The sequence below is a fragment of the Sphingobacterium corticibacter genome, from assembly GCF_003076635.1.
In the GTDB taxonomy this organism is placed as follows: domain Bacteria; phylum Bacteroidota; class Bacteroidia; order Sphingobacteriales; family Sphingobacteriaceae; genus Sphingobacterium; species Sphingobacterium corticibacter.
Map to the genome: position 1 here is coordinate 44,928 of NZ_QDKG01000008.1, position 25,639 is coordinate 70,566.

Annotated in this window: 24 protein-coding genes; 8 read left to right on the top strand and 16 right to left on the bottom strand. The window is 39.9% G+C overall.

Going from position 1 to position 25,639, the window contains the following annotated elements:
• Positions 1–175: 175 nt before the first annotated feature.
• The 11 genes from DC487_RS16160 to DC487_RS16210 form a co-directional block, all read right to left on the bottom strand.
• Positions 176–3,346, bottom strand: coding sequence for an efflux RND transporter permease subunit (locus tag DC487_RS16160; protein ID WP_116777014.1), 3,171 nt, complete (start codon positions 3,344–3,346; stop codon positions 176–178).
• A gap of 25 nt (positions 3,347–3,371) precedes the next feature.
• A complete protein-coding gene (locus DC487_RS16165) occupies positions 3,372–4,475 on the bottom strand; it encodes an efflux RND transporter periplasmic adaptor subunit (RefSeq protein ID WP_116777015.1) in 1,104 nt (367 codons plus the stop codon).
• A gap of 11 nt (positions 4,476–4,486) precedes the next feature.
• Positions 4,487–5,815 carry a TolC family protein gene (locus DC487_RS16170; RefSeq protein ID WP_116777016.1) on the bottom strand — a complete coding sequence of 443 codons (1,329 nt, stop codon included), beginning with the start codon at positions 5,813–5,815 and terminating at the stop codon, positions 4,487–4,489.
• Complete coding sequence (locus DC487_RS16175) at positions 5,812–6,405, bottom strand: TetR/AcrR family transcriptional regulator (protein ID WP_116777017.1); 594 nt, start codon at positions 6,403–6,405, stop codon at positions 5,812–5,814. The genes DC487_RS16170 and DC487_RS16175 overlap by 4 nt, the downstream gene beginning before the upstream one ends.
• Positions 6,406–6,523: 118 nt before the next feature.
• Positions 6,524–6,961, bottom strand: a complete 438-nt coding sequence (locus tag DC487_RS16180; RefSeq protein WP_116777018.1) for a c-type cytochrome — start codon at positions 6,959–6,961, stop codon at positions 6,524–6,526.
• Positions 6,961–7,629 carry an SCO family protein gene (locus tag DC487_RS16185; RefSeq protein WP_116777019.1) on the bottom strand — a complete coding sequence of 223 codons (669 nt, stop codon included), beginning with the start codon at positions 7,627–7,629 and terminating at the stop codon, positions 6,961–6,963. The genes DC487_RS16180 and DC487_RS16185 overlap by 1 nt, the downstream gene beginning before the upstream one ends.
• Positions 7,619–8,071 carry a transposase gene (locus DC487_RS16190; protein WP_133228670.1) on the bottom strand — a complete coding sequence of 151 codons (453 nt, stop codon included), beginning with the start codon at positions 8,069–8,071 and terminating at the stop codon, positions 7,619–7,621. The genes DC487_RS16185 and DC487_RS16190 overlap by 11 nt, the downstream gene beginning before the upstream one ends.
• Positions 8,072–8,081: 10 nt before the next feature.
• Positions 8,082–8,579 carry a DUF4442 domain-containing protein gene (locus DC487_RS16195; protein ID WP_116777021.1) on the bottom strand — a complete coding sequence of 166 codons (498 nt, stop codon included), beginning with the start codon at positions 8,577–8,579 and terminating at the stop codon, positions 8,082–8,084.
• A gap of 250 nt (positions 8,580–8,829) precedes the next feature.
• Positions 8,830–9,465, bottom strand: coding sequence for a uridine kinase family protein (locus tag DC487_RS16200; protein ID WP_116777022.1), 636 nt, complete (start codon positions 9,463–9,465; stop codon positions 8,830–8,832).
• A 4-nt stretch (positions 9,466–9,469) separates the two neighbouring features.
• Complete coding sequence (locus tag DC487_RS16205; RefSeq protein WP_116777023.1) at positions 9,470–10,333, bottom strand: LysM peptidoglycan-binding domain-containing protein; 864 nt, start codon at positions 10,331–10,333, stop codon at positions 9,470–9,472.
• A gap of 9 nt (positions 10,334–10,342) precedes the next feature.
• A complete protein-coding gene (locus tag DC487_RS16210) occupies positions 10,343–11,095 on the bottom strand; it encodes a hypothetical protein (protein WP_133228673.1) in 753 nt (250 codons plus the stop codon).
• A gap of 39 nt (positions 11,096–11,134) precedes the next feature.
• On the opposite strand from DC487_RS16210, the gene DC487_RS16215 reads away from it, so the two are divergent.
• Positions 11,135–12,490, top strand: coding sequence for an NfeD family protein (locus DC487_RS16215; RefSeq protein WP_116777025.1), 1,356 nt, complete (start codon positions 11,135–11,137; stop codon positions 12,488–12,490).
• Positions 12,491–12,878: 388 nt separating this feature from the next.
• On the opposite strand, the gene DC487_RS17300 is transcribed toward DC487_RS16215, so the two are convergent.
• Complete coding sequence (locus DC487_RS17300) at positions 12,879–14,102, bottom strand: hypothetical protein (RefSeq protein ID WP_165799118.1); 1,224 nt, start codon at positions 14,100–14,102, stop codon at positions 12,879–12,881.
• 120 nt (positions 14,103–14,222) lie between these two features.
• Between DC487_RS17300 and proS the strand changes: the two genes are divergently transcribed.
• The 5 genes from proS to mcrC all read left to right on the top strand — a co-directional run bounded on the left by proS (position 14,223) and on the right by mcrC (position 21,132).
• The gene (gene proS / locus DC487_RS16230; RefSeq protein ID WP_116777027.1) at positions 14,223–15,695 is read left to right on the top strand and encodes a proline--tRNA ligase; all 1,473 of its coding nucleotides are present in this window, start codon (positions 14,223–14,225) and stop codon (positions 15,693–15,695) included.
• A 27-nt stretch (positions 15,696–15,722) separates the two neighbouring features.
• A complete protein-coding gene (locus DC487_RS16235) occupies positions 15,723–16,508 on the top strand; it encodes an NAD-dependent epimerase/dehydratase family protein (RefSeq protein WP_116777028.1) in 786 nt (261 codons plus the stop codon).
• Positions 16,509–16,771: 263 nt separating this feature from the next.
• The gene (locus DC487_RS16240) at positions 16,772–18,022 is read left to right on the top strand and encodes a site-specific integrase (RefSeq protein ID WP_116777029.1); all 1,251 of its coding nucleotides are present in this window, start codon (positions 16,772–16,774) and stop codon (positions 18,020–18,022) included.
• Between the two features lie 176 nt (positions 18,023–18,198).
• Positions 18,199–20,091, top strand: coding sequence for an AAA family ATPase (locus DC487_RS16245; protein ID WP_116777030.1), 1,893 nt, complete (start codon positions 18,199–18,201; stop codon positions 20,089–20,091).
• Positions 20,092–20,094: 3 nt separating this feature from the next.
• Complete coding sequence (gene mcrC / locus DC487_RS16250; RefSeq protein ID WP_116777031.1) at positions 20,095–21,132, top strand: 5-methylcytosine-specific restriction endonuclease system specificity protein McrC; 1,038 nt, start codon at positions 20,095–20,097, stop codon at positions 21,130–21,132.
• Between the two features lie 111 nt (positions 21,133–21,243).
• On the opposite strand, the gene DC487_RS16255 is transcribed toward mcrC, so the two are convergent.
• From DC487_RS16255 to DC487_RS16270, 4 genes are all read right to left on the bottom strand, one after another.
• Positions 21,244–21,525: a helix-turn-helix domain-containing protein gene (locus tag DC487_RS16255; protein WP_116777032.1), complete on the bottom strand. Its 282-nt coding sequence runs from the start codon at positions 21,523–21,525 to the stop codon at positions 21,244–21,246.
• Complete coding sequence (locus tag DC487_RS16260; protein WP_116777033.1) at positions 21,522–21,818, bottom strand: helix-turn-helix domain-containing protein; 297 nt, start codon at positions 21,816–21,818, stop codon at positions 21,522–21,524. Before DC487_RS16260 ends, DC487_RS16255 begins: the two co-directional genes overlap by 4 nt.
• Before the next feature lie 100 nt (positions 21,819–21,918).
• Positions 21,919–22,299 (bottom strand): hypothetical protein, encoded by a 381-nt coding sequence (locus DC487_RS16265; RefSeq protein WP_116777034.1) that lies wholly within the window; start codon positions 22,297–22,299, stop codon positions 21,919–21,921.
• 509 nt (positions 22,300–22,808) lie between these two features.
• Positions 22,809–23,267 (bottom strand): DUF3408 domain-containing protein, encoded by a 459-nt coding sequence (locus tag DC487_RS16270; protein WP_116777035.1) that lies wholly within the window; start codon positions 23,265–23,267, stop codon positions 22,809–22,811.
• Positions 23,268–23,805: 538 nt separating this feature from the next.
• Here DC487_RS16270 and mobA point away from each other — a divergent pair.
• Together mobA and mobB are read left to right on the top strand one after the other, a co-directional pair.
• Positions 23,806–24,240, top strand: a complete 435-nt coding sequence (gene mobA / locus DC487_RS16275; protein ID WP_116777036.1) for a conjugal transfer protein MobA — start codon at positions 23,806–23,808, stop codon at positions 24,238–24,240.
• A gap of 4 nt (positions 24,241–24,244) precedes the next feature.
• Positions 24,245–25,507, top strand: a complete 1,263-nt coding sequence (gene mobB, locus DC487_RS16280; RefSeq protein WP_116777037.1) for a conjugal transfer protein MobB — start codon at positions 24,245–24,247, stop codon at positions 25,505–25,507.
• Positions 25,508–25,639: the final 132 nt, after the last annotated feature.

Consider the following 25,639-nt stretch of genomic DNA (forward strand, 5'->3'; position numbering starts at 1 on the left):
TTTGGTCGTGAGTGTATCGGCGCAGAAATACTATTATTCTCGGCTTCACTTTGATGCTGTTCTATGAATGTTGAAAATAGTAAAAAAAATACCCGGCAAATCAGTTGATTTGCCGGGTGGACTTAAATATTAACTAGTACAGGTTCGCAAGACACAAGTGTCTAATTTTCGAAGCTTAGTGCGCACTAAGTTTGCTTTTCTTCTCTTCATCAAAACCAGCCTCTAATTCAGCCAATTTCTTTTTGCCGTAGGCCATCCGGGTAATCACCACGAACAAGACAGGTACGATGAAAATGGCAAGAAATGTTGCTGCAGCCATACCCCCAAAAACTGTCCAGCCAATCGTCTGTCTTGAAACGGCACCCGCACCTGTTGAAATCATCAGTGGGATGATACCTAGAATAAAAGCTAGGGAAGTCATTACAATCGGACGTAAACGTAGTTTTACAGCCTCGAGTGTGGCTTCGATTAAGTTCATGCCTACATCTACGCGTTCTTTAGCAAATTCTACAATGAGGATGGCGTTTTTCGCGGCCAATCCGATAATTGTAATCAAACCTATCTGAGCAAAAATATTGTTTTCGATGCTTGGCAATAATGTTAGAGCCAGTATAGATCCGAAAACACCCAGTGGTACCGATAATAGGATGGAAAATGGAACGGACCAACTTTCATACAAGGCCGCTAGTAGGAGAAATACAAATACGATACAAAGGGCAAAAATGATGACGGTTTGCGAACCAGACTCTTTCTCTTGTAATGAAGTGCCCGAAAAATCGTACGAAAAACCTTCTGTTAATACCTCTTGGGCTACTTCTTCTAGCGCGTTGAGTGCTTGTCCAGAGCTGTATCCTTCTGCAGCATCGCCCATGACCTCAATAGCACGGTACAAATTGAAGTGACTGACCATCGCTGGCGATTGAACTAGATCATAAGAAATCAATGCTGACATGGGCACCGGCAATCCCTGTTCATTTCGTACATACAATTTTCTCAAATCCTCGATTTGCATTCTATAAGCCGTGTCTGCCTGTGATACTACTCTAAAATTACGTCCATATAGTGTGAAATCGTTTATGTAGCTACTTCCCATATATGCCGATAATGTCGTGTATATGCTAGAAATAGGCACACCCATCGATTTTGCTTGTTCACGTTTTACTTCCAATTTGTAGTTTGGCGTATTGGTGTTGAACAAAGTATATGCACGCGCAATTTCAGGTCTTTGATTGGCTGCTGCAATAAATTTGCGAGCCACTGCTTCAAAATCCTTGATATCAGTACTGCGTTCGTCCTGTATCATCATGGAAAAGCCACCTGCGGAGCCTAACCCCGGTATAGGTGGTGGCGTAGCTGCCATGACTGTGGCTTTGTTATACCTTGCAAACATAGCGACTACCTGCTCCAATATGTCGTTATTGGTGAGTTTCCGCTCGTTCCACGGTTTAAGAAATACGAAGAACGAACCATTATTAGGCTTTGCCGCACGATTTAGAATATTCATACCTGAGATTTGCGTCATGTATTGAATTTCTGGAATCGAATCGATAATGCGATTCTGAATTTCTTCTAAAACTTCATTCGTCCGCGAGTTAGACGATCCTTCAGGTAACGTAATGCCAATAAAAAACGAACCATTGTCCTCTTTCGGTACAAATCCCGTAGGTTTTTCAACAAACATAAATCCGGTACCCACAAATATGCATACCAAGATGATAAGTACTAAAGGGGTTGCTTTTATCGATTTTTGTACACCATTAGAATAATTCTGGGTAAGGTTTTCAAACCACATATTGAACTTGTAGAACAAGCGATTTAGTCCCTTTGCATCTTTATTTATTGACGATGGTCGGAGCATGATGGAGCACAAGGCCGGTGTTAGCGTAAGCGCGATAAAAGCGGACAATAAGACGGATACTGCAATAGTGATGGCAAACTGTTGATATAGTTGCCCAACCATCCCAGGAATAAATCCTACTGGAATAAATACAGCAGCTAAGATCAAACCAATCGCGATCACCGGTGCGGTAATGTCACTCATTGCTCTACGTGTCGCTTCTTTGGCGTCTAATTTCTCGTGGTCTATATAATGTTGCACAGCTTCCACAACCACAATGGCATCATCCACCACGATACCAATGGCCAAAACAAAAGCTAACATGGTTAGATTGTTGATTGAAAAGCCAAATAGGTTAAAAAAGATAAATGTACCCACAATGGAAACAGGGATTGCGATGACTGGGATCAATGTGGCACGCCAACTCTGCAAGAAAAAGAATACAACTACAGTAACTAAGACTAAGGCTTCTACTAAAGTATGTAACACAGATTCGATGGAAGCATCAACCACAGAGACGGTTTCATAACTTACTACATAATCCACATCGTTAGGAAATGATTTTTTCATTTGCTCTAACTTGGCATAGATACCTTCAGCGGTTTCTACCGCGTTACTTCCAGGCATTTGGTTCACCATCATACCGCTAGAAACAACGCCGTTTACTTTGGTCGTCGTACTGTACATAAATTGTCCTAGCTCTACACGCGCAACGTCTTTAAGTAAGACAATTGATCCGTCTGAGTTGGTTTTTACCACAATATTTTCAAAGTCTTCTTCGGTACTTAAATCACTATCTGTCACGATGGAGTACTCAAAAACTGTGGAAGAAGATTGAGGTTTGCCACCAACGCTACCTCCGGGAATTCGGGAGTTTTGTTCTTGTACGGCGGTGCTAACATCTGCTGGGGTAAGTCCTAAGTTGGATAATTTATTGGCATCCAGCCATACACGCATAGCGAATGGTTGTCCAAATGCCATAACGTCACCCACACCTTTCACCCGCAAAATAGCTTCTCTTACATACATGTAAGCGTAGTTAGCCAAAAACTTTGGGTCGCGTGTGCCCTTCGGAGAGACCAGATGTACCATCATCAATACGTCGGGATTCGCCTTCCGAGTAATAACTCCCAATCTACGCACAGTCTCGGGCAACACAGGTTCTGCAATACCTACACGGTTTTGTACATCCAATGTAGCAATGTCGATATCGGTACCTACTTCAAATGTTACGGTGATCCTTGACGAACCGTCTGAGGTACTATTGGATTGTAAGTAAAGCATACCTGGAGTTCCGTTGATCTGGCTCTCTATAGGTGTAGTCACAGTCTGTTCCACGGTTTGTGCATCGGCACCGGTATAGGTTGCTTGTACACTTACCGTAGGCGGTGCAATATTTGGATACTGACTGATCGGTAAAGTGATGATAGAAATAACCCCAATGATACAGATCAGTATGGATATAACTATCGCGGTAACAGGTCTACGTATAAAAACTTCTGAAATCATATTTGTTTCTTAAGGCAAAAATGAATTATTTCTCTTCAATTGATAATTTGTCCCCTTCTGATATGCCACTTGCACCATCTACTACAACACGATCTCCCGCCTTCAGGCCTGTACGTACTACGACTTTGTCATTAAACTTCGTTCCCAGCTGGATAGTGTTGAATACGGCGGTGCTACTATCACTTACTGTGTATACGTTAGATGCTCCTAATTGTTCCAAAACCGCTTTTAAGGGAATTACTAATTGCTTTTCTCGAGAAGTGTTGGCTAGTCGCATCGTGAGATTCATTCCGGCGCGTAAACGGTTATCTTTGTTAGCAAAGCTTGCGCGCACACGTAGGGTTCCAGTGGTTCTGTCTACTGCACGGTCAATGACTGCTATTTGACCGGATTCGGGATAAATAGTGCCATCAGGCATGCGAACCGTGATTGTACCTTCACCACCTTTTCTTTGTAGTTCTATGATACGTTCAATATCAATTTCATTTACTTGAAACTCGACGGCAATCGGGCTTGTGGTAGAGATCACGTTCAATAATGTGTTGCCCGCGTTAACTAACGCGCCATTACGTACCTGTGATATCCCGAGGTTGCCCGTAAATGGAGCGTAGATGGTAGATCGAGTAAGGTTCGTATTAGCTGTTTCTAAAGCGGCTTTCGCGGCCTGCACTTGTGCTTTTTGGTTTTGAAGATCAGTTGCAGCATAATCTAATGTTTGGCGCGCAATCGCATCATTTTTAGCCAAATTTTCATATCGTTCCAAATCTTTTTGAACTCTAGCATATTCGGATTCAGCGATCGCTACATTGGCCTTGGCTTGCTCTACTTCCGCTCCATACCGTGTACGATCAATCTCATATAGCTTCTGGCCTTTGGTTACAAATGCACCATCGCTCACCGCGATATTGGTGATGTATCCAGATACTTCCGCCAAGAGTTCCGTTTCTTGCAAAGGAACTACATATGCCGGGTACTCTTGATATCCTGTAACAATTTGTTCTTCTACAGAAGTAACACTTACAGTTTTCTCTGTTGGTGTGCTGCCACCTACTTCCTTTTTATCGCTACTGCACGACTGCCAAGTAGTTGTCGACCCAATTAATAGCAAATAGTATATTGTTCTAGTCATGTGTTAAGTTGTTATTGAATTTGGATATTTCCGAGTGCTCTTTCTACATCTATTTTACTAGCTAATAAAATGTATAACGCGTTTAGATAATTGAGTTGGCTGGTACGCAGATCGGTTTCAGAAGTCATCAAATCTAAGTAGGTTTTGATACCTTCATCATACTGCAATTTAATAATATCATACACTTCTTTAGATAGAGTTACATTTTCTTGGCTCACTTTCCACTCGTTCATGTAAGCTCTATAATTTGTGATCGCCTCTGAGTATTCGGCACTGATCATATTTTTCATGTCAATCATATCCCACTCCAGTTGCTTCTCTAGCAACTGTGACTTGCGAATCTCATGTTGGCGTTTGAATCCCGTAAAGACTGGTACAGAGAGAGTAAGACCTATTGCTGAAGTTGGAAATCCGCGTCTGTATAATTCGCTGAATTCAGAATTGAAATAGTTGATCTGATAATTAGCAGCGGCGCTCACCGTAGGCAGAAATTGCCATTTTTGAAACTGGGTATTCAATTCTTGCTCTCGTTTCATATTGGCGAGTTGACGGTATTCAATACGGCGCTCTTCTTGCAATACTTCCGTGGTATCCATCATCACTTTTGCTTCCAAATTCTCCTTGTTAAATGATAAGTCGATCGGGTACGAGAGCGGCAATGCGAGCAACTGTTTTAGAAAATCATATTTATATTTTCTGAATTCGTGCGTTCTCTTGAGCTCCGCCTGTGAATTATTTAGAGAGATTTGTGCTCTTTTGTAGTCGGTCTTATCTACCAAGCCTACTTCGTATTGCATTTGGGCATCAGTAAACTGACGTTTGATACGAGCAATGTCTTCCTGAATAATCTTGATTTGCTCTTCAGTCGTGAGGATGTCGAAATAGGCTTTACTGACGTCCACCACGGCACTGATTTTCTGTTCTTCGACCGTTTGCTTATAGCGTTCTCGAATTACACTAGCAGATCTAGATGCAAGCATTAATTCTGGGTTAAGTAGCGCTTGACTGGCCTGAGCACCGACGTTGCTGGTGTTTCGCTGGCCCATTTGAATTAGATTTCCTCCGATAATATTGGTCGGAATCTGTAAGAAATGATTCAATGCACCAGTCGCTGTGATTTGAGGGAAATACCCTGATAAGGCGGATTTGATTTCTTTCTCACCAATTTCAACACCCAGATGAGCTTTTCTAATAGAGATCCGGTTTTCTAAGGCGTAGTCTAAAAGCTCCTGCAAAGTTGGCGTGGCAGGTAAGTCTGATTTGGACTCCTGCGCATGAAGTAGCAGGGATGCGGTACTGAAGCATGTTGATAAGATAAAATATTTTATAGCGCGGATCATACTTTTTCTTTTTTAATTGATTTCCAAACAAGATCTATCATTTCATCTAATTGCTGTTGCTCCATCGATACTTTTCCAAAGATGATCGATTTCACATATGATACGGCCATCCCTGTAAAGGCGCAATTTAAGATTTGAATGCTGGTGTCTCGCAGTTGGTTAAGCTCTATTCCACGAGCTAGAAAACTTTGAATACTGGTAGTATCCTCTCCAGGTTGCTGTAATTTTCGCAATCTCTCCATTTCGTGGAATGGGGAGGAATAAAACTGATTCATAAAGCGAAAATAAGAGGGATAATCAGTGTTGAAAAGCACAAATCGCTTCCACACTACTCTAAATTCTTGTTCATACTGGTCTTCCGTTAGTGTTGTTTCTTCGAAAAGATACCCCATAAGCTTCGCTTTGCAGTAAGAAAACAATTCCATTATCAAAGCCTCTTTGGATTCGAAATAGTGATAGATGGTGCCAACTGATATTTTTGCTTGTTGAGCGATTTGGCTCATAGGCGTTCCGTGAAAGCCGTTGTCTTGTAGGAGAACTAGCGTACTCTGAAAAATTGCCTCTCTTTTGTCTGTAGATTGAACGTTCATTTGATGGTCTCAAAGGTAGTGTTTTTAACTACAGGTTGATTGTCAAATTCTCGTTATACTTGTTCGATAGAAATGATACGGATACCAGAGAATCACTTACTCTCGGTTAAAAGAAAATTTATTTGGTGCTATGTGAGGATAGTGATTTTTTAACTTCTTCTAGCGTATATCTTTCTTTGGCGTCGCCAAATCGTATAGTTACATAGGTAAGTACATAGGCAATATCAACATCAGTCAACTCTGGAATGCCAGGCATGACCTCCGAAAAATGTTGATTGGATACCAGAATAGTATCTTTTAGTCCGAAACGAACTATTCTTGGTAACAGATCCCAATTGTGTTTAAGATAATCGGGATCCGTCAATGGGGGATATAATTTACCTAATCCTTCTCCTTGCGCACCGTGACAGTTTTGGCAGTGTGCTCGATATACCTTTTCGCCATTGGTTACATATTGCATAGTCTTGATATCATACGTAGACTGACAACTGTGTGCTAGCTGCATCAGTAGTATCATTACCGATATCAACGTGAATACAATGGCGGTATTTCGCATTAAGAACCTGGGTTTTGCTCTTTCAATAATATTTTGAGGTCGGCTTGCAATTTGCTTACTTGCTCGTCGTCCGTACCATCGTATGCTCCTCTGATACGGCGATCTTTATCGATCAATACGAGATATCCTTGGTGATCATAACCGCCTGGTGCATTGGTATCTTCGGCAGTGTATACCAGATACTTTTCGGATATTCCATAAATATCGGCTTTGCTACCATTAACAAATTGCCATTGGTCATTGTCCACTCCTAATTTAGTAGCATATGCCTTTAATATATGCGGTTGATCGTATTTAAAATCGATGCTGTGCGATAGAAACGCAATTCGGTCATCACCTTTGTATTCTTGATAAATCTTCAGCATGTTCCGCTGCATAGTCGGACAAATACTGGGACAATGCGTAAAGAAAAAGTTAGCTACGTAAATCTTATCGTCAAAGAAGGCTTGCGTAAGCGTGGCACTATCCTGATTGATGAAATTAAAATCGGGAATGGTTTGGTAAATCGTGTCGATCACGGTCTTACCGTCGACGTTGCGTTCAACTGGCTCCCGATGGCCATAAATAGGTAGTGTGCTAGTGGCTTGATCACAAGAAGCTAGACAAATGCCTAGTATGACGTACAAACTAGACCATTTGATGGCTCTCTTTCCTCTGTTAGTTGGCATAGACTCTCATTTTGGTTTCAATCTGCTGATTGACTTTTTCGAATTCCGCACGCATTAATTTGATACGCTCCACTTCACTTTGCTGATAAGTTACATCGAGGCTATCCAGTCTATAATTGCGCATCCAGTCCATCATACCATCGGTAGCAGATTCAATATCGCTTTTGAGAGCCACTAGTTCTGTACGAATTGCGGCAGTATCTAATTCAGCATCTTGATCTTTCGACATAGGAAGGCCATTCAATATTGAATCAATCTTTACAGATGTCTTATCAAACTTACTGATCTGCGGCATGATCTCGTCGTGCACTTCGATCGCTTGTGCTGATAAGGCTTTTGGGTCAGTATTATTGTCGGTCGTTTTGTTTTCATTGTTCTGACAAGCGGTCATCATTACCGTTGTAAGGCCAAGGGCTGCCACCCATAAAAGAGTTTTGTTCATAATGCTTTAATTATGTTTCTGTTGTTGTATTAATCGAGTTAAAATCAAATTGTAAATTACGAATGTAAATCTCATTGCGCACGGTGGCGCAATGAAGACCGTCGACATCAAAAATATCTGTACAAAATGTCTTTATAACTTTTCCATCGGTGAGTAAAGTTTCTAGAGCACTCTGCATGTCGGCGGGCTCAAGTTTTACGGAAAAATGTAGACTACGGTAGCCCGGTTTTTTATAATCGATCTGAGCAGATTTTAACCAAGATACGGTTTTTCGTAGCCCTTTGCTTCGTACATAGGCATTTATTAATAAAGGGTATATGGGGTCGATCGACGAAAAAATAGTTCCTCCAAAGATGGAGCGATTGCCATTGATATTGAGGAGGCTTTTGCGGATAGTTACATCAGCGCCAGTATAACCCTCGCGAATGCTTTTAACCCATATTCGCTGAAAAAAGAAAGGAGGGTAAAAGCGAAGCACCCATTTTAGCCTATTTGGTGTGACCTTCATGCTGCAAAAGTAACCTTTTATAAATTACATTACGCGTAAAATTTTTTTTACCGATCAGGACATTTTTTGCATCGCTTGCCTTTTTTATACTTTTTACAACATTTTTTGAAGTCGTACATACTACACGATCCATAAGGATTTATGCCTTTGGAATTCATTTGTGGTATATCTGTTGTATTTAATACCGGTAGTAAGATCAAGCTATCCTCGCTGTACATGATGCAAAGTTATAATTAATCTGTCGAATAGATTACAAACCCTCAAGTTTGACTTTCAGTTCGTTCACGATATCTCGAGTATAGTTATCGATGATTTGTGGATTGTCAGTATTATTATGAATCACCAAGTTACATGCTTCTTTATAAGGAGCCAAGTACGTGTTGAACGAGGGCATCACGTGATTAATCCACTTATACATGACATCATCATGGTCATATCCGCGTTCTTCCAAATCTCTTTTTAAGCGGCGCTTCAAAGCAATTTGCTCATTAGCATCAATAAAAATGCGGTAATCCAATAAATTATTGACCTCTTCGTAGTGAAAAATAAATAGACCTTCAACCACTAATATGGGAGCTGGCTCTATCTTCAACATTTTAGGTTTGATGTTTGGATTATTGAACGTATACTCTTCCTTTAGAATGCTTTTTCCTTCAAATAGCGCATTTATATCATGGTAGAATGCCTTTCGATCAATGGAGGTAGGCACATCAAAATTATACAAACGATTTTCTTCCTGCGTTTTAGTGTTGGCAGGAATATAGTAATCATCCTGAGAAATCAAGGTTACACTTTGTTTTGCAAAATGATTTAAAAAACTGTTTAGGAAGAATGTTTTTCCAGATCCGCTACTACCTGCGATACCAATTACATAAGGTTTTTCCATGGGATTATTCTGTAGGGATTCCGTAAGTAATTTCGATCAGAAAACGTTTGTCTATCGCTCCGATATACGCTGCTGCGGATTTTGACACAACAACAATCGCATCTTGTGTTTCCGTATTTTCGGAGAATTTACCAACGACTTTGGCGTAGGTTACACTTTTAGAAATTGGATTGGTAATCTTCAATATTGTACCGACAGGTGCTGTTTTGTGCAGAGCTAGATTGCTATTGTTCTTTGTTTCCAAATTTTCCATCCATACAGCGATTCCTTTTTCAGAAGTTTCTCGTACACCATACCTTCCAGCTTGTATATTACGTACAGGCACATCATCAATCTTCTCTATCGCTGCAGGTGGTTCGGGAGCTGCGACAGGCTCGGGTGGTAGGTTTCCATCAGGAATTCGCAAGATTTGTCCTTCTTTCAGATTGTCAGATGTCAAATTATTAAGACGCTTGATATCCTCTACATTGGTCTGAAATTTTTTTGCGATGGCGTATAATGTCTCCTTAGATCCCACCTTGTAATCTGTAAGAATGTCTTCTGGTGATACGACAGGGGTAGTAGTTGTCGTCCTAAGTGGCTGGCGCTCTACGGTGATCATGCTTGGAATACGTACAGTATCACCGACACGTAGGCTTTTTTTATTGTTGGCGGCCATAATGTCGTTGACCGGAATACTATAAATACGACTTAACGCATAGTAAGTTTCCTTTGCCTTTATTTGGTGAATAATATATGTTTTACCATCTATTGTTTCTGTCTTTTGTTCGCTCGCCGTTTGCGCTTGCACTGCGGTAGAACCAATAAGTAGGCCTATACACAGCAATAAAAGGCTACTTATTCTCCGCTTTACTATCAATGCCATCATATTTTGCAATTATACTAAATACGAAACAATTTCATGTTTATTATCTGCCATAAAGAATATTTGATTGCCAACACGAAAGTAGGGTTGCGGGAACATTTTAGGAATAGCTGATTGTATAATGGTCTCGTCAAGGATGCGCTCCAAGTTGCTTACCGCTATATGGAGATCATAACCGTCATTTTGCTGTGTGTGATAACACCACAGGTAGGTGTCCGATAATTTGCTCACCCACAGATCTTTTTGCTTGTCGCGCTGCGTCAAAAATTCGGGCGGATTGTCATATGGCAATGGAAAACAAACACGATTTTTGGGATAGCGCGCTATAATGTTGTCGCTCACTGGAAATTCTTCGCCGGTTGTAAGGGTAATCAACTTTTCTCCACCAGAAGTGAAGCTACGATGGCGCACGTGTAGATAATCTTCACAAACATCGAGCAATACATATTCGTAACTCGTGAATAAAGGTTTCTGCGTACGGATATCTATAATTTGAATTCCTTCTTTAGTAGGCGTTTGCTCACCTACTTTTTTTAGGATGAGGTAATCCTTCTGAACTCCTTCAATTGTCCAGTCTTTCTCGCCCGGACGATATTGCATAATTTCTGCCCCGTCCTCGAATCGAAGAATATGATAAGTCGGCTCGGTCGTCTGCGAATCTCGGATCTCTACTGCAATTTGATCTCGATATCCATTTACCTCTATCTTCCAGATATTCTCTATAAAATCTTTCTGAAACGCTTTTTTTATTGTATTTTTAAGCATGTGTATGTCCTCCATTGCACGGTAAAAACGAATAATCTTATGAACAAATTTATGAAATTGACCTCGTTGATGATAATTTTCTTTAGTATCATCAGTGCGAATGCCTATGGACAGCGAGTGTATGAATTCAGTGTAAAAGATGAAATCGGTCCAGGGGCGTGGTATATTACTAAGAGCGCTTACACCAAGGCACGTGCAGCAGATGCACAATATCTTTTGATGGAACTAAATACCTTTGGCGGAGCGGTGAACTTTGCGGATAGTATCCGTACGCTGCTCCTGAATACGGATATGAAGACCATTGTTTATATCAATAATAATGCGGCATCAGCCGGGGCATTGATCTCTTTGGCTACAGATCACATATTTATGCATTCGGGCGCCAGTCTAGGTGCTGCCACCGTAGTAGATGGGTCGGGCGAAGTGCTGCCAGAGAAATACCAATCGTATATGCGTGGGCTCATGCGTGCCACTGCTGAAGCTAAAGGTCGCAACGCGCGAATGGCCGAAGCATTCGTGGATCCAAGCATTTCTGTTCCCAGCTTAAAGGAGGATGGGAAATTGCTAACACTCACTGCTTCTGAATCGGTCAAAGCTGGGTTGGCGGATGCGGAGGTAAAATCTACCGAACAGATTTACGAAAAATTAGGTATTACCAACCCTGAAATTACAGTGCATCAAACCACGTTGGTAGATCGTATTATTGGTTTTCTAATCAACCCTTTGGTGAGCGGATTTCTGATTATGGGAATTATCGGAGGTATCTACATGGAGTTGCAAACACCAGGGCTTGGTTTTGCGGGAGTATTGGCCGTAATTTGTGGCGGATTATTCTTTGCCCCTTTATACTTGCAGGGATTGGCAGATCACTGGGAGATTTTAATTTTTGTGATAGGAGTAATTCTCATGGCGCTGGAGGTATTTGTCATTCCGGGGTTTGGCGTAGCCGGAATCTTGGGGATTATCCTTATGTTGTGTGGATTGGCATTCTCTATGGTAGCCAATGACTTTTTAGATTTTCAACTTTCAAAACCTGGATTATTAATGGATGCATTTTTGGTGGTAGTAGGAGCAATGGTGTTGTCCATCATCCTCATTGTTATTTTTGGGAAAAATGTGCTGCGCTCTCCAGCATTCCGAAAATTGGTGCTGGCAGACGAGCAGCTGGCAGAAGGTGGTTATACCTCGTCCGTGCCCAAATTAAATTTGATTAATCAAATTGGTGTCGCAAAGACGGTATTGCGCCCATCGGGCAAGATAGAAATAGAAGGCAATTGGTACGAGGCTGTCGCTATGGATGGCTTCATCGATCTTGGTGAGAAGGTCTGTGTTATCAAACATGAGAACTATACCTTGTTTGTGCGTAAGTATATAGAGCCAACTGCAATAGCGTAGCTGGTGATATAGCTTTTTTTAAGCGGACTATACAATTACTATTTGCTATGGAATACTAGGGGCGGTTTTTAGAAGAATTTCTAAAATACCGCTTTTGTACATTTAGAAGGTTTGATTGATGATGTAACCGACTTGGTAGATACGACATTCATCAGATACCCTTCAAGGAGAAGTATTATTATAAACCGTCTTCACCTTGCCGAGGCACCACATCGATATCGCTACTATTTAAAGATGTTACTTTAGTATTGATTCACTGCTTCGCTAAGATATGGTCAACGCCAATAAAAATATCGCTTTTGATAGTTTGAAATAAAGAGTAAATGCGTGCTTCATCTAAAATAGAAAAGCCCTTCGGAGAGATCCGAAGGGCTTTATTTATGTTAGATTAACGGCTTCTGCCTGAACTGCCACCGCGACTTCCGCCGCCGCCGCCACCACGACTTGCACCGCCGCCACCGCCGCTCATACTTCCACCGGAGCTACCTCTACTCATGCTACTTCCAGAGGAGGTACGCGTTGGTTGAGAAGTTCCTCTATTTATCGTTGATCTAGATGGTGGCGTAGTTGATCTTGGCGTAGCACTTCTGCCAACTGATCCACCTTGCGACCTACCTACTGGTTGGCGTGTAGAGCCAGTAGCTCCGCGGCCAACTGTTCCCGTATTTCTCGATGGGTTGCCTGCTCCTCGTACGGTAGAGGATCCGCCGCGATTAGATGGAGTTCCGGCAGCACCACGATTGCCTGTCGTTGCACCACGACCTACTGTTCCAGCTCCACGAGGTGAAGTAGCAGTACCTCTTCCAGATGACGCACCGCGACCGCTAGACGCCGTTGCACCACGAGAACGACCTGCTGCTGTTCCATTCAATATTCTACCATTGGCATCGCGAGAAACCCCTCTTGAAGTATTCCTACCGGCAACACTACTACCACCTCGGAAATTATTTCCTGATGTACGACTACTAGCTACTCTATTATTTCGATTGGTGTAATACATATTGCCATATCCGCCGCCCCAGCCGCCGTAATAATTTCCATAATATGGATGACCCCAAGAGTTGTAGAAAGAGTTGAAGCCCCAAGGACCCCATCCGCCTCCCCAACCGAAGCCGCCACCCCAGCCCCAGCCGAAGCCACCGCCCCAACCAAAGCCCATGCGCCAAGGTGAACCCCAACCGAAGCCGCCACCCCAGCCCCAGCCGAAACCGCCGCCCCAACCAAAGCCCATAGCACCATAACCCATCCACGGATCGAACCATGGATCGTAATACATCATGCCTGGACTAGTGTAGTAGAAACGGTTAATGCGATTCGCGTACTCTAGATCACTAAACTCATCATCATAATAACCGCCAGCACCACCAGCGTACATTCCATCATCAGCATAAGCTTCATCAATTACTTCGTCGCCATAGTAATCATCTGCATAATAATCACCCTGAGCGCTAGATACGCTCCCAGCCGATCCTGTATAATAATAGTCGGGGCTTTGATAGACTCCTCTGTCGCGCGATGCTACGCTTCCGCTGTAGCGTCTGCTAGAGCAGGAACTACTGATTAGCACAAGCATCACTGCCAAAACGCCGTAGTATATTTGATTATGTTTCATGTTTCTCATCCCGTTAATCTTTCGATAATTTCAGTCCTAATTGTTAACTTAGACCCCTAATTAGGGAGGGGGTTTAATCCAGCTCACTAAAATAAATATATTTTTCGATTCAAAGATTTTATGAGTAAGGGTATTACGAGCAGAGGCGAAGATTATTCGCAATGGTATAACGATTTAGTAGTAAAAGCGGATTTGGCTGAACACTCTGCTGTTCGTGGTTGTATGGTCATCAAGCCTTACGGATACGCCATCTGGGAGCGCATGCAAGCAGTTCTAGATAAGCGATTTAAAGAGACGGGTCACTCCAACGCTTACTTTCCACTTTTTATCCCAAAATCTTTCTTTTCTAAAGAAGCCTCGCACGTAGAAGGTTTTGCGACCGAATGTGCTGTTGTAACGCATTACCGTTTGAAAAATGATGGGACTGGTAATATTATCGTTGATGAGGAGGCTAAGTTAGAAGAAGAACTCATTGTAAGACCTACCTCAGAAACTATCATCTGGAATACTTATAGAGGATGGGTAGAGTCTTATCGTGATCTGCCAATATTAGTAAACCAATGGGCAAATGTGGTACGTTGGGAAATGAGAACACGGTTATTTTTACGTACCGCAGAATTTTTGTGGCAGGAGGGACATACCGCGCATGCGACAGAGGCGGAAGCGATTGAAGAAGCAGAACGCATGTTGGACGTATATGCTGAATTTGCAGAAGGTACATTGGCCGTACCGGTCATTCGTGGTCGCAAAACAGAAAACGAACGTTTTGCGGGAGCATTGGATACCTATTGTATAGAAGCTTTGATGCAGGACGGGAAAGCCCTGCAAGCAGGTACATCTCACTTCTTAGGGCAGAATTTTGCAAAAGCTTTTGATGTGAAGTTTACCTCCAAAGAAGGTAAATTGGATCATGTATGGGCCACCTCATGGGGCGTTTCTACGCGCCTAATGGGCGCGCTTATCATGGCGCACTCCGATGACCAAGGCTTGGTATTACCTCCTAAATTAGCGCCAATTCAAATTGTGATTGTGCCTATTTTCCGTACTGAAGAAGAGAAACAAGCAATCGATAACTATGTAGACGCTTTGTCTAGCGAGTTGAAAGGTCGCGATATTTCTGTTAAGTACGACGATCGCGATACCCAACGTCCAGGCTTCAAGTTTGCTGAATGGGAACTGAAGGGCGTGCCATTACGCATTGCTTTAGGCGCTCGTGATATGGCAAATGGTACGGTAGAACTCGCTCGAAGAGATAATCAAACGAAAGAAACCGTTTCTCAAGAAGGATTAGCAGACTACGTGGTAGCGCTATTGGACGAAATTCAAGAGGCGATCTATACGAAAGCACTTACGTTCCGCGATGAACATATCACGCCAGTTGAAAGTTATGACGAATTTAAATCCGTATTGGATGGTAAAGGTGGATTTGTATCCTGCCATTGGGATGGTACAGTAGAGACGGAGAAACGTGTGAAGGAAGAAACTAAAGCTACGATTCGCTGTATTCCATTGGATGTGAAAGAAGAAGAAGGTATTTGTATTTTTACTGGAAAGCCATCGCGCCATCGCGTACTTTTTGCTAAAGCATATTAATTTATAGCAAGAATATAATACGTCGCCATGGCTCATTTCTTAATTCTTGGATGCGGATGGGTTGGTGAAGCATTTGCACAATTAGCCTTAGATCGCGGGCAAGAAGTTACCGTCACTGTAACGTCTGCCGAGAAAGCACAGCGATTGCAAGCGCAAGGCGTGAATGCATTGGTACATGATTTTGATCAAAGCGCAGACCTTCTGTTGAAGGATCTGCGCTTTGATTATGTTTTAAATAGCATACCCGCCTCGAAAAAGAACGATTTACCGACCTTGGAAAACAGATTTCAAAATCTGTATCATGCTTTGGAAGGGCTGACCTATCAAAAGCATATTTACCTGAGCTCAATCGGCATCTATCCAGAGCAGTCTCGATCGTTTGATGAGTCCTTTGCGGTAGAAGAGGAGATGAGCAAGCATTTACTACTTGCTGAAAGGAAGATGCGGTCTTTATCGCAGACTGTTGTATACCGATTAGGTGGATTATTTGGACAACAGCGCATCTTTGCAAAATATTTTCAAGGTAAGGTTTGCCAGACTGGGCAACAGTCTGCCAACTTTATTCATTTGGATGATGTTGCTCAGTTGATGTGGCTGGGTTTCACCCAATCGCTTACACACGCTACATACAATCTGGTATGTCCGCAGCATCCTAAAAAAGAAGCTGTGATCCGTGCTTCGGCAGCGAAATATGGATATGACTTACCCGCTATTTTCGAAGAGGATGCATCGTATGATAAGGTGATAATCGGCGAGCGCATTGCGCGCGAACTTTCCTATACGTTCGTGTACCCATCTCCCTTAGATTTTTAAAATAAATTTTCAGTAAAAATACATCAAAGATTAAAGACAGGCAAAACGGTTGTAAATAAAGGCTTTACAGCCGTTTTATGATTTTTTGGTAATGCGGTAAAAGGCAGTAAAAAGCGAGGTTTGGCAAAAGTAAGGTTACTAAAACATTACTTTTAAATATCTGAAACGCCTATTTTAAAATACTGTATTTCAGCTTTCTGCATAGTTTTTCACATTGTTCCGTAGCTCACATAGGTTTAATTTTATCATTAAGAATTGTGAGTATGGAAACGACAAAAAAATCAACATTTAAGGTACTTTTCTACCTTAAAAAGAACGCCCCAAAGAAAAATGGAAAAGTTACGGTTATGTGCAGGATTACCGTAAACGGCAAGCTGTCTGCATTTAGTACCAAGCTGGATATTTCCGCATCGAATTGGGATTTGAAGTACGGCAGGGTTTTAGGCAAAAGCAGGGAAGCCCAGGACGTGAACGGTAAACTTGACAAGATACGTTTGGATATCGAGGAATGCTATTCCAAAATACTGAAAAACGAGGGAGCGGTAAACAGTGCGAAACTTAAAAATGCCCTTCTCGGTATGGAAAACGGAGAACTGACCTTTTTCAAATTCTACGAACAGTTCCTGTCGGACTACGAGAAAAAGGTCAATAGCGGACTTCGAGTTATCGGAACACGCAGGAAGTACAAAACGCTTTTAAAGCACCTACGCAATTTTGCACTTACAAAATACGGTTACTTCGATATGTCGTTTAACGACCTTACCCCGGATTTTGTACAGGATTTCGATTACTACTTGCGTGATGACCAGAGTTTAACCCACAACACCATTTGGCTGTATATGATTGGTTTTACCACGCTTTGCCGATTGGCAATGAGCAGAAAGCACCTTGCCTTTAATCCGTTCAGCGAGTACAAGAACACGAAAAAGGACAAAGACCGTGGTTATCTGTTACGGAACGAGCTGGAACAGCTTGTAATGTTCAACTGCGACTTAAAGAAAGACGAGTTGGTAAAAGACCTGTTTGTTTTCAGTTGCTTTACAGGGCTTTCTTATTCGGATATGAAAGGACTTAAAAACAGCAACATCCAGGATTTTTTTGACGGTAACCAATGGATTATTGTGCGCAGGAAGAAAACGGCTACATCGTCCAATGTAATGCTGTTGGATATTCCGAAAATGATTATTGAGAAATATGTAGGATTGTCAAAGGACGGCAAGGTATTTCCTGTACCCTCAAATACAGTCTGCAATGATAGTCTAAAACGAATATCCCAACAGATTGACTGTCTAAAAGAAAAGAAAGTAACCTTTCATTTGGCACGGCATACGTTTGCAACCTTGTTTTTGAGCGAGGGAGTTCCGTTGGAGAGTTTAAGCAAGATGTTGGGGCATAAGAACATTGCCACCACACAGATTTACGCCAAGATACTTAATGAGAAAGTTGGAAAGGATATGCAAAAGGTATCACATAAATTTAAGGGTATGGAGAGTTCCTTTATTTCGCAACTCTGAACAGTGATTTGTAATTCTGATGTACAAAAGTCAATGTTAACTGCATTGGCTTTTTTTGTAATTTAGGCATTGATAAAATAATATCTACGAAAAGTTAAAATAGTATAAATATTGACCAGTTTCGGGGTTATACAAACAGTAAAGAAGATACCGAAATCAGGAGTAAAAAAGAAAGTATGACACAAGAAGAACTGATAATAAATTGGAGCGATAAAATCCTTCAACATTTACTGAAACTCAAAGAAGAAAAATATCCTGACCTAACTTTTTGGCTTAGAAAAAAAGATAGTGAAAGACTTAGAAAAGGATATTGGTTTCAAGGAAGTCATTACATTTTTCTCGGTTTGGTAAATAAAGGCGATTGGAAAAACAAAACTAGACAAGCAGGTTTGGTATTTAATTTTTGGGATATTGAAAATCCCAATGCCTATCTTGAGTTAGCATTTCAATCAGAAAAAGATACACAAATTATACAAGCTTATGAAGAAATAATTGAGAAAATAGGAGGATTCGAACAAAAGGGCAAAGGCAATTACTATAAGCATTATCCTGAAACAGATTTCATAAAAATAATTAACTCTTTCTATTCAAACGAGTGGAAAATATTTATAGAGACTTTTGAAAAATTTAATCTTACAGAAGAATTAATCATACCCGAAGACAAGTTTCAGAGCTTATTGAACAGAACATTGCAAGTTAAAGAGAATAGAGATATTGAATTACCACAAGATACTACTCACGAACCAGATGACGACATAAATTATTGGTGGTTAAATGCAAATCCAAAAATTTGGTCAATTAGTAAACATAATGTTGGGGAGAAACAGACCTACACCACCCATAATGAAAAAGGAAACAAAAGAAGAATCTACAAACATTTCGAAGCTACCAAAAGAGGTGATTTAATGATTGGGTATGAAAGTACCCCTACTAAGCAAATAAAAGCTATCTATGAAATTACACAAGGAATTCATAATACAGTCAAAGGAGAAGAAATTGAGTTTGAACTGATTGAAAAATTAGAAATTCCTATTCATTGGAATGATTTGAAAAACAATCCCTCGCTTCAAGAATGTGAAGTCTTTATAAATAACCAAGGAAGTTTATTCAAGCTGACAGAGGAAGAATATGAAATTATAAGAGAGATTATTGATAATAAAAATATTATCACAGAAAAACTCCTTCAGTCTGAAAATATCAAGAGTTACAAATTTTCTGAAGATGCAGACAAGCCATTTATCAGTGAAGAAGATTTCTCGAATACCGTTTCATTATTAAAGCGGAAGAAAAATATAATTCTACAAGGTCCTCCAGGTGTAGGAAAGACTTTTATCGCTAGAAAACTTGCTTATGAAATTATGCAAGAGATAAAAGATACTAATATTGAAATGGTTCAATTTCATCAATCTTATAGTTATGAGGATTTTATACAAGGTCTACGCCCTACCCAAAAAGGAGGTTTTGATTTACGAGATGGGATTTTTTACTCATTTTGTCAAAGAGCGTTGGCTCATCCTGACCGTCCTTTCTTTTTCATAATTGATGAAATCAATAGAGGTAACTTAAGTAAAATATTTGGCGAGTTATTGATGTTAATTGAAGCTGATAAAAGAGATGAAAAATTTGCATTAAAACTTACATATTCAGAAGATGAAGAAGACCGATTTTATGTTCCAGAAAATCTGTATATAATTGGTACAATGAATACAGCTGACCGTTCTCTTGCAATAGTAGATTATGCTTTGAGAAGAAGATTTGCTTTTGTTTCATTACAGCCTGATTATGGTCTAAACTTTCGCTCGTTTTTAAGTGGCAAAGGTTTATCAGAAGGAATTATTGAACACATATGCACTTCAATTTCAAAATTAAATATCAAAATAAGAGAAGATGTTAACCTTGGAGAAGGCTTTCAAATTGGACATAGCTATTTTTGCACATACTCAAATGCTAGAAATGAAAATCAGTGGTGGTCGGACATATTAAATTATGAACTAAAGCCGTTGCTGGAAGAGATTTGGTTTGACGACCTTTCAAAAGTTTCTGATATATTAAAACAGCTTTCAAGATAAAAAATGGCAATCCCAATCGAAAATATATACTTTTTGCTTTGCTATGCTTGGAACAAGTTAGACGAAAAAGAGCGTGTTGATGTTTCTATAGATGACAAAACAGAATTACTCGATTTATTTGCTAAGGTACTAATTACCTCTTCAAAGCTTTTACTCAAAAGAGGAATCGATAAAAGTTATATTGACCACCAAGAAGAAATTTCAGGGGTTAAAGGCAAAATTGAAATCAGTCAGACTCTCAAGAGAAATTTACTTTTCAAACAAAAAACTGTTTGTACTTATGATGATTTCTCTGCCAATATTATCACAAATCAAATTTTGGTTTCAACAATTTATAGGCTCATGAGAACAAAAGGCATTGACCCTTTCCTAAAAATGGAATTAGCAAAATTGCAAACAATGTTACTCGGAGTTGACTTAATTGAAATCAAAGAAAGTCACTTTAAACAAGTCAAATTAAACAGAAATAATCGTTTTTATGGTTTTGTGATGAATGTATGTCATCTTATTTTTCAAAGTACATTCCCATCAGAAGAGAAAGGGAAATACAAATTTTCTGACTTTACAAAGGATGAAAAGAAAATGAATCAGTTGTTTGAAGCGTTTATTAGAAATTTTTATCGTATTGAGCAGAGAAAATTTAATACTGTTAAAAAAGAAATAATTAAATGGCAATTTCAAGAAGATGATATCGAAAGTCATCAGTATCTACCTCAAATGGAAACTGATATTTCATTGGAAAATGAAGAAAAAAAGATAATTATTGATGCTAAATATTATAAAGAGACAATGACTGTCAATTACGACAAAGAGAGAATTAGGTCATCTAACCTATATCAGCTATTTAGTTATTTATTAAATCAGCAGGATGGTAGTGAAAAAACTAAAATGGCAACTGGAATACTTTTGTACCCAACTATTGAGAGAGATTATGATTTAGATTTTAAATATGACAATCATAAAATTCAGATACGGACTGTTAATCTTGACACAAATTGGAAAAATATATCGACAAGGCTTAAAGAAATAATAAACGTTTGATTTAACATTAATAAAGTAAGTTATATAATTTAAAACAACCCATCGCTTTAAGCAGTGGGCTGTTTCTTTAATTGACCGATACGGATAAGGTTCTAAACACTCTTTAGTCGGCTACCGCTGATAGTTGTCTTCCAATATCTTGATAATATCGCTTTCACGAAACAAGATTTTCCGTTCGAGCTTGATAAAAGGTATCAGTCCGTCATCCCTGTACTGTTGCAACGTTCGTTTGCTGATGTGTAGCATCTGGCAAATCTGTTCGCCTGACAGGTAGATTTCCCCTTTTAGCAATGGATGGAAATATTCCCTGATATACAGCAGTTCATTTTTGATACCTACCACAGCTTCGAGCAGGGCAAGCATATCTTCGTTTGAATTTCCAATCTGTTTCATTTCTTTTGCTTTTTTAATGGGCGCTCTCCTTGCATCAGTAATTCCACATCGGATAATCTGAAATATGTTTTCCGATTGATTTGCGTTGCCCCAAGAATGCCCTTTGCTCTGTACGTTTGTAAAGTTCTTTTACTAACATTTAGTAGTTGGCAGGCTTCCTGTTGGTCGAGCCATTTCGTTGCCTGTTGTAATGCTTTGTAGGGTGCAATCATTTCCTCAATCAATAGAGAAACTTCCTTTACTTCCCTATGCAATGCCTTTAAAATCTGAATGTCCAAAACCGTTATTTCCATATCTAATCAATTTAGACTTCAAATGTATAAGGTACTTATACAGGGATTTCCAATGTTGACGTCAGAGGTAGCGTTTGGCGTTCAGATGTCAAATACTCGGCTATAATCCCAACTTTGGTTTGTTGTTTTTCGGGCGAGCCTGTTGTGTTTTGATTGTATTGTCTATCTTCAAGGCAGGCTTTTTGTTTTTCTGTACAGTCTGACTTTTTTCATCGTTTTTGTAATCCGAAAGCATAACCGTTTTTGTTGCACCTATTATGCTTTCAGGTTCGGCAGTCTGTTTTTGTTGTTCAACACGCTTGCTCCCGAACAGTCTGTCCAGACCTAAACCCTTTGCATCTTTGAATTGACGTTTAAAGTTGTCAATGAAATTGGAAATCGGGTCGCTATGCTTATCGACCTGCATAAAAGGAGTATTCTTTTTCTTCTCGGATAGCTCTTTTTCTTTACGCTCTTTTTCGGTAATTGATTTTTGTGCCATAGGTTCAAAATTTCCCCCCAATATAGAACACAAAGGAATGTATTATTTTCATTTGGCATTATGTGGCAGTATTTGGCTTATGTTGGCACAATAGGAATGGAAAGTAATCCTTGAAAACACTTTAAATTTTCCTCCCAAAGCCCTCACACATTTAAAAGAGTTTTGTACGGATGAAGGAAAGCATACCAAAAACACCCTATCCTTAGCCCTTACGTGTTTTTTGTACCCTTTCTTTGATTGGAATTGATTAAAAAAAGAATAAAAAGATAGCAAAGATAAAGCGGACAGCCACCGCACCACCCAACCAAAAGACTACGGCATAATGGCAGGGCAAAAAAGTGGCTTCGCCGAGTTTATTGTGTGATTGCCCTGCCACCCTTCGGGATTTATTCCGTTTCCTTTTGGTTTTTCCGCCTGTCCGCCTTGTTGAAATGGCTTTCTTTTTTTTCTGTTTTTTCTTTTGGAAAAAATTTTAAGAGGGAGTTACACATCCTGACCAAAGGACGTTATCAAAACAACGGCTTGTGCTTATCGTTATAAATTTCCTTAATCAGTTCTCCGAACTCCTGAAAGTGATACTCGATAATGTTGTCCAGATAAGCATAAATTGTGAGCTTGTCGACACCCATAATGTTTGTAAGCCTGTTAAATGTTTCGTGGTGTTCCTGCCTTACATAGACAGATTTGCCTTTGCTTGCATTCCTTTTAGGGATTTTAAAGAACTCTCCGTAATAATCTTCTTTCGTCAGCTTCTTTGGTTTTGAAACGGTTCTTTTGGCATTACCTGCAATAGACTTTGTATCTTCTGCTTCTACAGATTTTTCGCTTATTTCTATCGCAGTAAGGTCATCACTATGCGGTAAGGTGTTCTGCTCTTGTGCAGGTTGTTTCTTTTCACTGCCAAGAAAATTTTCTAAAGAAAAATCTTGTGCTTCGGATTGCTGTTTTTTGTTTTCTTCATCTATCATATCTATCGTTTTTAATATTATATCAGATTCACTATTTAGTTAGCTAAACAGTCAGTTGTAAATATCATAGCACATATGTAAGTTGCTATGCACCTATATACTCTTAATTAACTGTTTCATTAGCTGAAAAATCTGTAATCCGCCTGCAATCATTCACACTGATTTGCTGTCGGAATTTTTACTGTTCAGTTATTTAATTAAGGACATAACCAATCAGCCAGCTAACCAGATACAAAGGAAATAAAAGCTAATAGACTTAAAGAAATGTGGCACTCAAAGGCACTATTTGGCGTTCATTGGCTTGATTGTAAATAGTTGTTATTCAAATAGTCTTACCGAAATTTGTAGTAGAAGCGATGGGGTTTCCCTGCTAACCCGAATCCGTTTGCAAAACGGATTTTTCTGAACTCCTGTTCAGAGCAAGTTATCTCTTGAGGTCCTCGAAATAAATTTCCGTACCTCAAGAGCACTTGCCCTTGCAGGGGGCTGGAAACGGCTCCGAAGTCGCTCGTTTGTTTAAAAATTAAAATGGATTATTATGGAAGAGAAAAACAGAAAACAGATTAGGAAAACAGGAAGGAAACCAAAGATTGACCCTGCGGTTCATCGGTATTCCATCAACCTGAATGCGGAGGACAATGCCAAATTTCTTGCCCTCTTTGACCAGTCAGAAATGAAAATAATCGCTCATTTTATCACAGCCTGCATCTTTCAGAAGACGGTAAAAACCGTCAAAATTGATATGGATGCAATAGAATATCACGAAAAGTTGACCCGATTTTTTAGTCAGTTCCGAGCAATCGGAACAAATTATAATCAGATTTTAAAGATATTGTACCGCAATTTTTCAGAGAAAAAAGCAGGAACATACCTTTTTAAATTGGAAAAGGAAACCATTGAATTGGTAAAAGTCACTAAGGAAGTTATCCGTTTAACACAGGAATTTGAAGAAAAGTATCTGAAAAAAGAGTAAAGTTATGATTGCAAAAATCGGAAAGGGAAGCAATATGTACGGAGCGATTTTGTACAATCAGCAGAAAGTGGAAACGGAAAACGGAGCAGTTCTATTGCTGAACAAAATACCCGACACTGTGGACGGTCGGTATTCCACAGCGTATTTTAATCAATGCTTTGAACCGTATTTATCAGCAAATATCAAAACGGAAAAGACGGTTCGCCATATATCACTGAACCCAGATCCTTCGGATACGGTAAGTGATGAACAGTTTACAGAAATGGCACAGGAATATATGGAACGTATGGGATATGGTAACCAACCTTATATCGTTTTCAAGCATACGGATATTGACCGCACGCACATTCATATCGTTTCAACCTGTGTAGGTATTGACGGAAAGAAAATTTCCGATGATTACGACCACCCACGCTCAATGGTAATTTGCAGGGATTTGGAACAGAAATACAATCTGTATGTCGCGACCGAGCAAGAGCAGAAAAAAGCCAATAAAGTTTTCAAGCCTGTAAATTATAAAAATGGCGACATCAAGAGCCAGATTGCTTCGATAGTACGGCATCTGCCAAATTATTATAGCTTTTCTACTATGGGTAGTTACAACGCTTTGTTATCATTATTTAACATTACAGCGGAAGAAGTAAAAGGCGAACGTAATGGTCAGACCGTAAACGGATTGGTATATGTAGCATTGGACGAAAACGGCAACAAGGTAAGTAATCCGTTCAAAGCATCACTTTTCGGAAAAGAAGCAGGAGTTGCACAGCTTCAAAAACACTTTGAGCAGTCAAAAGAGAAAATGAAAACCAATCCTGCAAGGTCTGTTCTGAAAAATGCGGTGGAACTTGCCATACATACCACAAACAACGAGAAAGAATTTAGAAAACAATTGACCGAACAGGGTATTAATATAGTTGTAAGACGTAATAACGAAGGACGAATTTACGGAATGACTTTTATTGACCACGAAAGCCGTAGTGTTTGGAACGGTTCGGCTTTAGATAGAAACCTATCTGCAAATATGTTTGAGGATTGGTGGAACAATGGAAATAAACCCTTATTGAAGATACAGGATAACCCTGTTTCCAAAACAAATGAAATAGACAACCTACCGACAAAAGACCTTTTTGAGTTTCTCTCACAGGAAAACTCGTCTAATTCCGCTTTAGGATTGTTTAGCTTGTTACCCGATGCACAAGGCGAGGATTATGAGGAAGAACAGTTTGCCAACCGAATGAAGAAAAAGAAGAAAGGGAAGAGATTGTAGAATAGAATTGAAAAATATTTATGAATTTTATTGTTTTTAGTTAGTTACTATTAACTACCATTCCAGTACATTAGCCGACACTCAGAACAAAAGAGCTTTTATGAAACAAGATTTCATAAAATACCATTATAT

Bases quoted from the DNA above. Each gene is read 5' to 3' on its own strand.
- DC487_RS16160 (WP_116777014.1), bottom strand. From the start codon at position 3,346: ATGATTTCAGAAGTTTTTATACGTAGACCTGTTACCGCGATAGTTATA.
- DC487_RS16165 (WP_116777015.1), bottom strand. From the start codon at position 4,475: ATGACTAGAACAATATACTATTTGCTATTAATTGGGTCGACAACTACT.
- DC487_RS16170 (WP_116777016.1), bottom strand. From the start codon at position 5,815: ATGATCCGCGCTATAAAATATTTTATCTTATCAACATGCTTCAGTACC.
- DC487_RS16175 (WP_116777017.1), bottom strand. From the start codon at position 6,405: ATGAACGTTCAATCTACAGACAAAAGAGAGGCAATTTTTCAGAGTACG.
- DC487_RS16180 (WP_116777018.1), bottom strand. From the start codon at position 6,961: ATGCGAAATACCGCCATTGTATTCACGTTGATATCGGTAATGATACTA.
- DC487_RS16185 (WP_116777019.1), bottom strand. From the start codon at position 7,629: ATGCCAACTAACAGAGGAAAGAGAGCCATCAAATGGTCTAGTTTGTAC.
- DC487_RS16190 (WP_133228670.1), bottom strand. From the start codon at position 8,071: ATGAACAAAACTCTTTTATGGGTGGCAGCCCTTGGCCTTACAACGGTA.
- DC487_RS16195 (WP_116777021.1), bottom strand. From the start codon at position 8,579: ATGAAGGTCACACCAAATAGGCTAAAATGGGTGCTTCGCTTTTACCCT.
- DC487_RS16200 (WP_116777022.1), bottom strand. From the start codon at position 9,465: ATGGAAAAACCTTATGTAATTGGTATCGCAGGTAGTAGCGGATCTGGA.
- DC487_RS16205 (WP_116777023.1), bottom strand. From the start codon at position 10,333: ATGATGGCATTGATAGTAAAGCGGAGAATAAGTAGCCTTTTATTGCTG.
- DC487_RS16210 (WP_133228673.1), bottom strand. From the start codon at position 11,095: ATGCTTAAAAATACAATAAAAAAAGCGTTTCAGAAAGATTTTATAGAG.
- DC487_RS16215 (WP_116777025.1), top strand. From the start codon at position 11,135: ATGAACAAATTTATGAAATTGACCTCGTTGATGATAATTTTCTTTAGT.
- DC487_RS17300 (WP_165799118.1), bottom strand. From the start codon at position 14,102: ATGAAACATAATCAAATATACTACGGCGTTTTGGCAGTGATGCTTGTG.
- proS (WP_116777027.1), top strand. From the start codon at position 14,223: ATGAGTAAGGGTATTACGAGCAGAGGCGAAGATTATTCGCAATGGTAT.
- DC487_RS16235 (WP_116777028.1), top strand. From the start codon at position 15,723: ATGGCTCATTTCTTAATTCTTGGATGCGGATGGGTTGGTGAAGCATTT.
- DC487_RS16240 (WP_116777029.1), top strand. From the start codon at position 16,772: ATGGAAACGACAAAAAAATCAACATTTAAGGTACTTTTCTACCTTAAA.
- DC487_RS16245 (WP_116777030.1), top strand. From the start codon at position 18,199: ATGACACAAGAAGAACTGATAATAAATTGGAGCGATAAAATCCTTCAA.
- mcrC (WP_116777031.1), top strand. From the start codon at position 20,095: ATGGCAATCCCAATCGAAAATATATACTTTTTGCTTTGCTATGCTTGG.
- DC487_RS16255 (WP_116777032.1), bottom strand. From the start codon at position 21,525: ATGAAACAGATTGGAAATTCAAACGAAGATATGCTTGCCCTGCTCGAA.
- DC487_RS16260 (WP_116777033.1), bottom strand. From the start codon at position 21,818: ATGGAAATAACGGTTTTGGACATTCAGATTTTAAAGGCATTGCATAGG.
- DC487_RS16265 (WP_116777034.1), bottom strand. From the start codon at position 22,299: ATGGCACAAAAATCAATTACCGAAAAAGAGCGTAAAGAAAAAGAGCTA.
- DC487_RS16270 (WP_116777035.1), bottom strand. From the start codon at position 23,267: ATGATAGATGAAGAAAACAAAAAACAGCAATCCGAAGCACAAGATTTT.
- mobA (WP_116777036.1), top strand. From the start codon at position 23,806: ATGGAAGAGAAAAACAGAAAACAGATTAGGAAAACAGGAAGGAAACCA.
- mobB (WP_116777037.1), top strand. From the start codon at position 24,245: ATGATTGCAAAAATCGGAAAGGGAAGCAATATGTACGGAGCGATTTTG.